Annotated in this window: 10 protein-coding genes; 6 read left to right on the top strand and 4 right to left on the bottom strand. The window is 67.4% G+C overall.

The features are described 5' to 3' along the window. Positions 1-56: 56 nt before the first annotated feature. From QMX79_RS17250 to rpoE, 3 genes are all read right to left on the bottom strand, one after another. A complete protein-coding gene (locus tag QMX79_RS17250) occupies positions 57-1,586 on the bottom strand; it encodes a DegQ family serine endoprotease (protein WP_282247833.1) in 1,530 nt (509 codons plus the stop codon). A 92-nt stretch (positions 1,587-1,678) separates the two neighbouring features. Next, positions 1,679-2,500 carry a sigma-E factor negative regulatory protein gene (locus QMX79_RS17245; protein ID WP_282247831.1) on the bottom strand — a complete coding sequence of 274 codons (822 nt, stop codon included), beginning with the start codon at positions 2,498-2,500 and terminating at the stop codon, positions 1,679-1,681. Positions 2,501-2,508: 8 nt separating this feature from the next. Next, positions 2,509-3,129 (bottom strand): RNA polymerase sigma factor RpoE, encoded by a 621-nt coding sequence (gene rpoE, locus QMX79_RS17240; RefSeq protein WP_282247830.1) that lies wholly within the window; start codon positions 3,127-3,129, stop codon positions 2,509-2,511. A 236-nt stretch (positions 3,130-3,365) separates the two neighbouring features. On the opposite strand from rpoE, the gene QMX79_RS17235 reads away from it, so the two are divergent. From QMX79_RS17235 to QMX79_RS17220, 4 genes are all read left to right on the top strand, one after another. Continuing rightward, positions 3,366-5,429 carry a 3-hydroxyacyl-CoA dehydrogenase NAD-binding domain-containing protein gene (locus tag QMX79_RS17235; protein ID WP_282247829.1) on the top strand — a complete coding sequence of 688 codons (2,064 nt, stop codon included), beginning with the start codon at positions 3,366-3,368 and terminating at the stop codon, positions 5,427-5,429. Between the two features lie 419 nt (positions 5,430-5,848). Next, complete coding sequence (locus QMX79_RS17230) at positions 5,849-6,712, top strand: pirin family protein (protein ID WP_282247828.1); 864 nt, start codon at positions 5,849-5,851, stop codon at positions 6,710-6,712. A 65-nt stretch (positions 6,713-6,777) separates the two neighbouring features. After that, positions 6,778-7,506: an aquaporin Z gene (aqpZ, locus tag QMX79_RS17225; protein ID WP_282247827.1), complete on the top strand. Its 729-nt coding sequence runs from the start codon at positions 6,778-6,780 to the stop codon at positions 7,504-7,506. Between the two features lie 195 nt (positions 7,507-7,701). Then, on the top strand, positions 7,702-8,163 hold the full coding sequence (locus QMX79_RS17220; RefSeq protein WP_282247826.1) for a hypothetical protein: 462 nt from the start codon (positions 7,702-7,704) through the stop codon (positions 8,161-8,163). Positions 8,164-8,204: 41 nt separating this feature from the next. Here the strand turns inward: QMX79_RS17220 and QMX79_RS17215 are convergent, their stop codons facing one another. Next, entirely contained in the window at positions 8,205-9,056 is an 852-nt protein-coding gene (locus QMX79_RS17215) for a pirin family protein (RefSeq protein ID WP_282247825.1), read from the bottom strand. A gap of 203 nt (positions 9,057-9,259) precedes the next feature. Here QMX79_RS17215 and QMX79_RS17210 point away from each other — a divergent pair, with 203 nt between their 5' ends. Next, on the top strand, positions 9,260-11,341 hold the full coding sequence (locus QMX79_RS17210) for a carbon starvation CstA family protein (RefSeq protein ID WP_095364418.1): 2,082 nt from the start codon (positions 9,260-9,262) through the stop codon (positions 11,339-11,341). Beyond that, entirely contained in the window at positions 11,341-11,565 is a 225-nt protein-coding gene (locus QMX79_RS17205; protein ID WP_068853636.1) for a CstA-like transporter-associated (seleno)protein, read from the top strand. The genes QMX79_RS17210 and QMX79_RS17205 overlap by 1 nt, the downstream gene beginning before the upstream one ends. The last annotated feature ends 162 nt before the right edge of the window (positions 11,566-11,727 follow it).

The following is an 11,727-nucleotide window of genomic DNA, read 5'->3' as shown; positions in this document are numbered from 1 at the left end:
GGCCAAATACGACCGGGCCCGCCGAAGCGGGCCCGGAAACGCAGCAGCGACGGGGTTTACTGCCCGGTCTTGACCGCCACGAAGGCGCTGTTGCCGCCGGCGCGGACCAGCAGCATCACCACGTCGCCCTTCTTGTAGCCAGCCAGCGCCTTGTTCAGCGCAGCCACGCTGCCGACCTGGGTGCGCCCGACCTGCAGGATCACCATGCCCGGCGACAACCGGGCATCGCGGGCGGCCTGGCCCTTGACGGTGGTGATGCGCACGCCCTCGCCCGCGTCCAGCCCCAGCTGCTGGCGCTGCGGGGCGGTCAGGTCGGCCACGTCCAGGCCCAGCAGGGCGTTGGCCCCTACCTGCGGCGCCGCGTCGGCAGCAGCCGGACCGGCGGTGCCGCGGGCGGCATCCTCGGCCAGCTCGGTCAGGGTCGCGGTGATCTCACGCTCGCGGCCGTCACGCAGCACGCCCAGACGGACCTTGCTGCCCGGCGCCTGGGCGCCGATCAGCGGCGGCAGGTCGCTGAAGGTGTTGATCGGGGTGCCGTTGACCGAGCGGATCACATCGCCCACTTCCAGCCCGGATTTGGCGGCGGCACTGCCCGGAACCAGTTCGTTGACCAGCGCGCCACGGCTGTCGGGCAGGTTGAAGCCCTGCGCCACGTCGCCGGTGATGGCACCCACGATCGCGCCCAGCTGGCCACGGCTCACGCGCCCGTTCTTCTTGATCTGGTCGACCGCGCCCATGGCCAGGTCGATCGGGATCGCGAAGCTGATGCCCATGTAGCCGCCCGAGGCGGAGAAGATCTGCGAGTTGATGCCGACCACTTCACCGCGGGTATTGAGCAGCGGACCGCCCGAGTTGCCCTGGTTGATCGCCACGTCGGTCTGGATGAACGGCACGTAGCGCTGGTCCTGGCCGCCGGTGCTGCGCCCGACCGCACTGACCACGCCGGCGGTGACCGAGTGGTCCAAGCCGAACGGCGAGCCGATCGCGACCACCCACTGGCCCGGCTTGAGCGTGTTGGAATCGCCCACGCGCACGGTCGGCAGGTTGTTCGCATCGATCTTGAGCAGGGCCACGTCGTACTGCTGGTCGCTGCCGATCACCTTGGCGGTGAATTCGCGGCGGTCGCCCAGCTTGACCTTCACTTCGCCGGCGTCGGCCACCACATGGTGGTTGGTCAGCACGTAGCCGTCGGGCGAGATGATGAAGCCCGAGCCCATGCCGCGGCCGCGGATGCTGGGGCCTTCATCCTCGCCACCGGGCTGGCCCGGCATCTGGAAGTCCGGGCCGAAGAAGCGGCGGAAGAACTCGGGCATCTCGTCGTCGCCCGGACCCGGACCCGGGCCGGCGCCGCGCGCCTGGCGGTTGCTGCGCACGATGGTGGTTTCAATATTGACCACCCCCGGCCCAACCTGCTCCACCAGGTTGGTGAAGTCCGGCAGGCCACTGACCAGCGGTGCGGCCGGCGCACGCGGGGCGGCGGCCACCTGCGCCGCAGGGGCGGTGGGGCTGGGCGACTGGGCACAGGCCACCAGTGGAAGGGTGATGGCCAGCAGGGCCATGGCGTGCGTGCGGATACGGGCGGTCATCAGACTCGAGCCTCCGGGTCAGGGATGTTCAGGGGAAGGGGTGGCGCTGCACCGAGCGTGCAGCGCCTGGATGGCGGAAATGGAGGCAAACGTCAGTCGCGCTGGCGACGTACCGGCGGCGTGCCGGCGGCGTCTTCCTGCAGGCGCGGTTCGAACGGATAGAACGCCGCCTGCGGCTCCTGCGTGGAGAAGCTGGCATTGAGCGCCCCGCTGCTGCCGACCGTCGAGCGCGGCCACGGCCGCGCCTGCAGGTTGCCGACCTCGCCGAATGGCAGGGTGCGGGCATCGGCAGGCGGTACCACTGGGGCCAGTGCGGGCTGGCTGGCCACCGCACGCACCGGTTCGGCGCTGCGGCTGGCCACGCTGCGCGCGGCGGCCTGCTGGGTGCGGGTGGCGCTGGCACGGCGCGCATTGACCGCTGCGGCCGGCACGGCGGCCACGGCCAGGGCGGCATCGGCCACCACGGCAGTGTTCAATGGCGCGCGCGGCGGTGCCGGCGGCAGCTGCGCCTGGCTGGCGATGATGGTGGTCGGCTGCTCCAGCGGGGCCTGCCCGGGCAACTGTTCGCGGCTCATGAACAGCGCGATGGCAGCCACCGAGGCGGCCAGCGCGGCACCACCGCCCCAGCGCAGCAGGCCGCCACGACGCTGGCGCGGGGCCGGCGCTGCGGCGACAACCGGGGCCGGCTCGGCCGCGACAGCCGCCTGGATGCGGTCGGCAAAGCCCAGCGGGGCCGGCGCGCAGGCCTGCCCGCGCAGCACATCGCCCAGCAGCTGCCAGCGCTCCTGGCAACCGGACAGGTCCTCATCGTGTTCCAGGCGGCGCAGCAGGAACCGCGCCTCTTCCAGCGGCAGCTCTCCATCGACCAGCGCGGACAGCTGCTGGCGGTGGTGGGCATCGAATTTGTCAGGCATCTCGTGGCTCATACGCGGCTCTTCTCGCGGGTGGCGCTGCCGATATCCAGCAGCGGCCGAAGTTCAGTGTCGATCGCCTCGCGGGCGCGGAAAATCCGCGACCGCACGGTGCCGATCGGGCACCCCATCTTCTGCGCGATTTCGTCGTAACTCAGGCCTTCAACCTCGCGCAGGGTGATGGCCGATCTCAATTCCTCCGGCAACGCCGATACCGCTTTCATCACCGTCTGCTCCAGCTCCTGGCGCATCAACTCGCGTTCGGGCGTGTCGGTGTCGCGCAGGCGGGTGCCGCTGTCGAACTGTTCGGCGTCCCCGATCTCGATGTCATCGGTGGGCGGGCGGCGGTTGTGGGCGGCTAGATGGTTCTTGGCAGTATTCACGGCGATCCGGTGCAACCAGGTATAGAACTGGGCATCGCCGCGGAAACTGCCGATCGCGCGGTAAGCGCGGACGAACGTATCCTGGGCAACGTCCTGACATTCACTCCAGTCGGCGATGTAGCGCCCGATCAGCGCGATGATCCGATGCTGGTACTTGCGCACCAGTACATCGAACGCCGCACTCTCGCCGCGCTGCACGCGCCGGACCAGCTCCAGGTCCAGCTCCTGTGGTGTTTCAACCTCGGCCATGGGGGGCCGCACTCCTGTCAGCCCAACCGACGTCGGGCAATGAGACTGCCAATCCCGGGAAAAGTTCAGCGCCGATCACCGCGCGCCGTACCAGCTTTTAACCACCGTTCCGTTAAGGTTCCAGACCACGGCCATGAACCGGGTGCTCCTACCCCCAGCTATAGGGATTTGACGGGGAGGAAACAACCTCTGGATCATAGCCCCCTTCTCCATACACAACCGGATGGAACGCCTCCATGCTCTCAGGCTTCGATGGGCTCCGTTTCTCACATTGGCACCCCGAGATCCGTGACGATGGTGTCGTGGTGCTCAGCCTCGACCGCCACGACAGCAGCGTCAATGCGATGTCGCAGGACGTGCTGCTGGAACTGGGCGACCTGGTCGAACGCCTTGCGCTGGACCCGCCCAAGGCGGTGGTGGTGCAGTCGATCAAGCCGGCCGGCTTCATCGCCGGTGCGGACCTGAAGGAATTCCAGGAATTCGATCGCCGCGGCATCGTCAACGACGCCATCCGCCGTGGCCAGACCACCTACCAGAAGCTGTCCGAGCTGCCCTGCCCGACCGTGGCCGCCATCCACGGCCACTGCCTCGGCGGCGGCACCGAGCTGGCCCTGGCCTGCCGCTACCGCGTGGCCTCCAACGATCCCTCCACCCGGATCGGCCTGCCCGAAACCCAGCTGGGCATCTTCCCGGGCTGGGGCGGCAGCGCGCGCCTGCCGCAGCTGGTGGGCGCCCCCGCCGCCATGGACATGATGCTGACCGGCCGCAACCTGTCGGCATCGGCCGCCCGCAACATCGGCCTGGTCGACAAAGTGGTCGCCCCGGCGGTGCTGCTCGATACCGCCGTCGCACTGGGCCTGTCCGGCACCACCCGCCCGTTCAAGCAGCGCCTGACCGCCTGGGCCACCAACACCTGGCTGGCGCGCAGGCTGCTCGCCCCGCAGATGGCCAAGCAGGTCGCGCGCAAGGCCAAGAAAGACCACTACCCGGCTCCGTATGCCCTGATCAACACCTGGGCACGCACCGGTGGCAGCGGCATCCAGGCCCGCCTGGACGCCGAACGCCGCGCCGTGGTCAAGCTGGCCGGCACCCCGACCGCGCGCAACCTGATCCGCATCTTCTTCCTGACCGAGCGCCTCAAGGCCCTGGGCGGCAAGGACCACGGCATCCGCCACGTGCACGTGGTCGGTGCCGGCGTGATGGGCGGCGACATCGCCGCCTGGTCGGCCTACAAGGGCTTCGAGGTCACCCTGCAGGACCGCGAACAGCGCTTCATCGACCCGGCCATCGAGCGCGCCCAGGCCCTGTTCGCCAAGAAAGTGCGCGACGAGAGCAAGCGCCCCGCCGTCGCCGCCCGCCTCAAGGCCGACCTCGCCGGTGACGGCGTTGCCGTGGCCGACCTGGTGATCGAAGCCATCATCGAAGACGCCGAAGCCAAGCGTGGGCTGTACCAGACGCTCGAGCCGAAGATGAAGGCCGACGCCCTGCTGACCACCAACACCTCCTCCATCCCGCTGGTGGAACTGCGCGACCACATCCAGCGCCCGGCCCAGTTCGCCGGCCTGCACTATTTCAACCCCGTCGCCCAGATGCCGCTGGTGGAAATCATCCACCACGACGGCATGGCCCCGGAAACCGAACGCCGCCTCGCCTCGTTCTGCAAGGCGCTGGGCAAGTTCCCGGTGCCCGTCGCCGGCACCCCCGGCTTCCTGGTCAACCGCGTCCTGTTCCCGTACATGCTCGAAGCCGCCACCGCCTACGCCGAAGGCGTGCCCGGCCCGGTCATCGACAAGGCCGCCGTCAAGTTCGGCATGCCCATGGGCCCGATCGAACTGCTCGACACCGTCGGCCTGGACGTCGCCGCCGGCGTCGGCAAGGAACTGGCCCCGTTCCTGGGCCTGCAGATCCCCGCTGCCCTGCAGACCGTCGAACCGGGCAAGCGCGGCAAGAAGGATGGCCAGGGCATCTACAAGTGGGACAACGGCCGCGCCCAGAAGCCGGACGTGCCCGCCAACTACCAGGCCCCGGCCGATCTTGAGGACCGCCTGATCCTGCCCCTGCTCAACGAAGCCGTCGCCTGCCTGCACGAAGGCGTGGTGGCCGATGCCGACCTGCTCGACGCCGGCGTCATCTTCGGCACCGGCTTCGCCCCGTTCCGCGGCGGCCCGATCCAGCACATCCGCGCCACCGGCGCCGACGCGCTGGTGGAACGTCTGAAGGCGCTCCAGCAACGCTACGGCGACCGCTTCGCCCCGCGCCCGGGCTGGGACGCGGCGGTGCTGCGCGAACCGGTGATCTAAGAATCGATTGATCGAGCAGATACGCCACCGAAAGGTGGCGTTTTTGTCCGTGCATCGCCAGTACCGACCAACGGTCGGTACCTACCGCTTTTCCCTTGTCCACCGACCACGCGTCAACGGGTCGGCGGGGGTGGGTTTGCGGGGGTGTGAGCCGCATGGATGCGGCGACCAAGCCCCCATGGATGGGTTTACGGCGTCCCCCGCAAACCCGCACCCGCCGGCCCAAGCCAGGGACATTCGCAGACCAGGGCTCTTGGCGTGATGCGCGACCGTGCAAAGAGCATTACCGGCCAACGGTCGGTACCTACCGGCGTCGTGACGCCATTGCAAACGAAACAACCTGTTACCCGAACGGGCCATGCACCGGGCCGACCCGCATGCCATCCTTTCGACCTGTCCCCGCCAGCGAGAAAGCCCGCATGACGACCATCATCGCCCCGCGTGTCCATGACATCGGCGGCCTCGAAGTCCGCCGCGCCGTGCCCAGCATCCAGGCGCGCAGCGTCGGCCCGTTCGTGTTCGTCGACCAGATGGGGCCCGCCGTCATGGGCGCCGGCGCCGGCATCGACGTCCGCCCGCACCCGCACATCGGCCTGGCCACCGTCACCTTCCTCTGGTCCGGCGCCATCGGCCACCGCGACACCCTGGGCTCCGACCAGGTGATCCGCCCCGGCGACGTCAACTGGATGACCGCCGGCCGCGGCATCTCCCACTCCGAACGGACCCCGCCGGTCGAACGCGAACACGACCACCCCATCCACGGCATGCAGACCTGGGTTGCCCTGCCGAAAAGCTTCGAAGAAACCGACCCCGCCTTCTACCACCACGCCGCCGCCACCCTGCCCCAGCAGAAGCGCAACGGCGCCTGGCTGCGCGTCATCGCCGGCCGCGCCTACGGCGAAGAATCTCCCGTGAAGGTTTTTGCCGACACCCTCAACGTCGCCATCGATCTCGACCCAGGCGCCGAACTCGACCTCGATACCGGCCACGTCGAACGCGCCCTCTACATCCTTGAAGGCGAGGCCCAGCTCGACGGCGTCGACCTGCCCGCCCAGCACCTGATCATTCCCGAAGCCGGCGCCCGTGGCCGGTTACGCGCCAAGACCCCGTTGAAGGCCATGCTGCTCGGTGGTGAACCGCTGGACGGACCGCGCCACCTCTGGTGGAACTTCGTCTCCAGCTCCAAGGAACGCATCGAGCAGGCCAAGCATGATTGGGAATCGGGGGCTTTCGGCAGTATTCCCGGCGACGACAAGGAATTCATTCCACTGCCGGAGCGCTGACCGCGCACCATCACGCCCCGTGATTTCCACCGTGCATTCCCCTTGGATTCTCGTGGAGATCACCAATGAGCATGGGCAAGCGTCTGGCCGCCGAATTCCTCGGCACTTTCTGGCTGGTTCTCGGCGGCTGTGGCAGCGCCGTCCTCGCCGCCAAGTTCGGCGGTGACGGCAACCCGCTGGGCATCGGTTTCCTTGGCGTTGCACTGGCCTTCGGCCTGACGGTACTGACCGGCGCCTACGCGTTCGGCCACATCTCCGGCGCCCACTTCAACCCCGCCGTCAGCGTCGGCCTGTGGGTCGGCGGCCGTTTCCCCGCGCGCGACCTGCTGCCCTACATCGTCGCCCAGGTACTGGGCGGCCTGCTGGCCGGCTTCATCCTGCTGCAGATCGCCTCCGGCGCACCCGGCTTCCAGATCGACGGCAGCCAGGCCGGTGCCTTCGCCAGCAACGGCTACGGCCCGTTGTCGCCCGGCGGCTACAGCGTTGCCGCTGCCTTCCTGTGCGAAGTGGTGCTCACCGCCCTGTTCCTGATCGTCATCATGGGCGCTACCCACGGCCGCGCCCCGGCCGGCTTCGCCCCGATCGCCATCGGCCTGGCCCTGACCCTGATCCACCTGATCAGCATCCCGGTCACCAACACCTCCGTGAACCCGGCACGCTCCACCGCCGTGGCCGTGTTCGCCGGCAGCGGCGCGCTCGGCCAGCTGTGGCTGTTCTGGCTGGCCCCGCTGCTGGGCGGCCTGATCGGCGGCATCGCCTACAAGTGGATCGGGGCGGACACGCCACCTCGCTAACCGGATTCAGATTCATTTGAAACGGTTATTTGAAGATCCGGTCACATTCCGTTAAGGTCGAAATCACCAGACCGTCACCTGACGGGTCCTTCCGGTTCGCGCATGGGGCATGCGCAGCACATCGGCCAGGGAACGCTTGGCCACCGGAAGCGCCCGCAGGGGACGGCACGGCTACTTGCACACTTGGGGGAACGCATGAAGATCCTGCACGCCTTGATATTCCTTGGGCTGTCACTGACCGCCGGCATCGCTTCGGCGCAATCGGCCGCCAAATGCCCGGCCCTGCCAGAATCCAGCGGCCTGCAGTGGCAGGAACAGTCCGCGGCTACCTATGTGCTCTGCAAGGCCACTGCCGCTGACGGGCGCGAGGTCATGACCATGATGCTCACCGGGCGCGATCCGGATATTCCCCTGGCCCGTCCGCTGCGCCAGGAAAAGGGCAACTTCGCCGGTGAGTCGCTGTACTGGTACCAGCCCGACCTGGGCGGACAGCAGCCGCCGGGGTATGCCACCCGCCGCATGACCGTGGTCAAGTTCGACAAGAACCGCTACGCGCAGATTTCGCTGTATCCCAGCGACGCCAGCGAACTGCGCACGCTGCAGTCGTTGTCGCAGGGCATGAACCTCAATCCGTCGGCGGTCGCCGCGGAGCGATGAAACCCACGGAGATGCGCGATATCACGCATCTCCGTGCCTTGTCAGAAGCGGCCTTCCTGGAAATCCACGAAGGCCTGCATCAGTTCCTGCTTGGTGTTCATCACGAACGGGCCATGGCGCATGACCGGCTCACGCAGCGGCCGGCCAGCGACCAGGATCAACCGCGCACCACCGGCGCCTGCGCGCAGGTGCAGCAGTTCGCCGCCGCCGAGCACCGCCATTTCCTGGCGGTCGACCGGGCGCGCGTCGTCGCCCTCGCCAATGGTCAGCCCGCCCTCGAACACATAGGCGAACGCGTTGTGCCCTTCCGGCAGCACGTAGTCCCATGCGGTGCCTGCGTCCAGCTGCACGTCCAAGTACAGCGGATCGGTGGCCAGCTGCACGATGGGGCCCACCGTGTCGCCCACCTGCCCCGCGATCACCTTGACCTGCACGCCCGGCGCCGGCTGCGCCAGCGGAATGCGGTCCGGCGCGAACTCCTGGTACTTCGGGTCGGTCATCTTGTCGCGCGCCGGCAGGTTCACCCACAGCTGGAAGCCGCGCATCTGCCCCGATTCCTGCTCGGGCATTTCCGAATGCACCAGGCCGCGGCCGGCGGTCATCCACTGCACGCTGCCCGGGGTGAGCAGGCCTTCGTTGCCGTGGTTGTCCTTGTGCCGCATGCGCCCATCGAGCATGTAGGTCACGGTCTCGAAGCCACGATGCGGGTGGCTGGGGAAGCCGGCGATGTAGTCCTCGGCGCGGTCGGTGCCGAATTCATCCAGCAGCAGGAACGGGTCCAGGTCGGGCAGCGAGGGGCCACCGATCACCCGGGTCAGGCGCACGCCGGCGCCGTCGGACGTGGCCATGCCACGGATGGTGCGCGCCACGCGCACCGGGGTTGGGCTGCTCATGTTGACTCCGGCAAGAGGATACTGGGTACAAGATGGGCGCGGCCCCCGGAGGCGCCAACCGTCATGCCCGCAACCGATTGTTCCAAGCGTGGTGTTTCGTACCCGTGTACGACCAAAGTACTAGCGGCAAGCCTCCGCACGCGCATTGACCCGGTCACTGCCAAGGCGGACCCTTACGGAGTTCTTCAGGGAGACGCAATCTCATGAAAGGTTTTTCCAAGCTGGGTTGGGCGGCGCTCGCGCTGCTCGGCGCATTCTGTCTTGGCACCGTCGCATTGCGGCGGGGCGAACACATCAACGCGCTGTGGATCGTGGTCGCCGCAGTCTCCATCTATCTCATTGCCTATCGCTTCTACAGCCTGTTCATTGCCGACAAGGTGATGCAGTTGGATCCCACCCGGGCCACGCCCGCGGTGATCAACAACGATGGCCTGGATTACGTGCCGACCAACAAGCACGTGCTGTTCGGCCACCACTTCGCGGCCATCGCGGGTGCGGGGCCACTGGTGGGCCCGGTGCTGGCGGCGCAGATGGGCTACCTGCCCGGCTTGTTGTGGCTGGTGGTGGGCGTGGTCCTGGCCGGCGCGGTGCAGGACTTCATGATCCTGTTCATTTCCAGCCGCCGCAACGGGCGTTCGCTGGGTGACCTGGTACGCGAGGAAATGGGCCAGGTGCCCGGCACGATCGCGTTGTTCGGCGCGTTCCTGATCATGATCATCATCCTGGCGGTGCTGGCGATGGTGGTGGTGAAGGCGCTGGCGGAAAGCCCGTGGGGCATGTTCACGGTGATTGCGACGATGCCCATCGCGATCCTGATGGGCATCTACATGCGCTACATCCGGCCGGGCAAGATCGGCGAAATTTCGGTGGTGGGGTTGATCCTGCTGCTGTTGGCGATCTGGTACGGCGGCAAGGTGGCGGCGGACCCGGTCTGGGGCCCGGCCTTCACCTTCACCGGGATCCAGATCACCTGGATGCTGATCGGGTACGGCTTCGTGGCCTCGGTGCTGCCGGTGTGGTTGCTGCTGGCGCCGCGCGATTACCTGTCGACGTTCCTGAAGATCGGCACGATCGTGGCGCTGGCGATCGGCATCCTGATCGTGATGCCGGAGCTGAAGATGCCAGCGCTGACGCAGTTCGCGGCCAGCGGCGATGGTCCGGTGTGGAAGGGCGGGATGTTCCCGTTCCTGTTCATCACCATCGCATGCGGTGCGGTGTCGGGCTTCCATGCGCTGATCGCGTCGGGTACGACGCCGAAGCTGCTGGCCAATGAGCGCCACATGCGCTACATCGGCTACGGCGGCATGCTGATGGAATCGTTCGTGGCGGTGATGGCGCTGGTAGCGGCATCGATCATCGATCCGGGCATCTACTTCGCGATGAACAGCCCGGCGGCGGTGATTGGCGCCGATGCGGTATCGGCGGCGCATTACATCACCACGACGTGGGGCTTCACGATCACGCCGGAGCAGCTGGAGGCGACGGCGGCGGCGATTGGCGAGCCGACGATCCTGCACCGTGCGGGTGGCGCGCCGACGCTGGCGGTGGGTATCGCGCAGATCCTGCACCAGGCGATCCCGAGCGGCAGCAACGCGATGATGGCGTTCTGGTACCACTTCGCGATCCTGTTCGAGGCACTGTTCATCCTGACGGCGGTGGATGCGGGTACGCGTGCGGGCCGCTTCATGCTGCAGGACCTGCTGGGCAACTTCATCCCGGCGCTGAAGAAGACCGAGTCGTGGACGGCCAACATCATCGCGACGGCGGGCTGCGTGGCGCTGTGGGGCTACCTGCTGTACACGGGCGTGGTGGATCCGTTCGGTGGCATCCAGACGTTGTGGCCGCTGTTCGGCATCTCGAACCAGATGCTGGCGGGTATCGCGCTGATGCTGGGTACGGTGGTGCTGTTCAAGATGAAGCGTGACCGCTATGCGTGGGTGACGGCGGTGCCGGCGGTATGGCTGCTGATCTGCACGACGTATGCGGGGCTGATCAAGATCTTCGACAGCAATCCGGCGCAGGGCTTCCTGGCGCAGGCACACAAGTTCCAGGATGCGATCGCGAGCGGGACGATCACGGCTCCGGCCAAGACGGTGGGGCAGATGCAGCAGATCGTGGTGAACGCGTACGTGAACACGGGTCTGACGGTGCTGTTCCTGTTCGTGGTGTTCTCGATCCTGGCCTATGCGATCAAGACGATCGTGGTGGCACGCCGTACGCCGCAGCGCACGGACCGTGAGACGGAATACGTGGCGCTGCAGCCGCACCAGATGGCGGACCTGTGATGAGCACGGGTCTGGTTCCGGTCGGGCAGTACCAGGCGCACCGCCGCATCTGGCGGCGCCTGGTGCAGACGGCACGTCTGTGCTGCGGGATTCCCGATTACGACAACTACGTGCGGCACGTGCTGGAGAAGCATCCGGACCGCACGCCGATGGACTACAAGACGTTCTTCCGCGAGCGTCAGGAAGCGCGTTACGGCGGCCGCAATGGCGGTCGCTGCTGTTGATCTCTGGTTGTTGATGGATTGAAAACCGAAAAGGCGGCGCATTCGCGCCGCCTTTTCTTTTGGCTCTGCATTTCTATCGGCAATGGCGGGTCGGCGGTGGGGGTGCGGGACACGCCGTGAACCCATCCATGGGGGCTTGTAGAAAACATCCATGTTTTCTAC

The organism is Stenotrophomonas sp. PS02300 (assembly GCF_029959395.1).
Taxonomy (GTDB): Bacteria; Pseudomonadota; Gammaproteobacteria; order Xanthomonadales; family Xanthomonadaceae; genus Stenotrophomonas; species Stenotrophomonas maltophilia_AD.
Note: the sequence above shows the minus strand (reverse complement) of the source record. Positions and strands in the feature narration are given on the sequence as shown.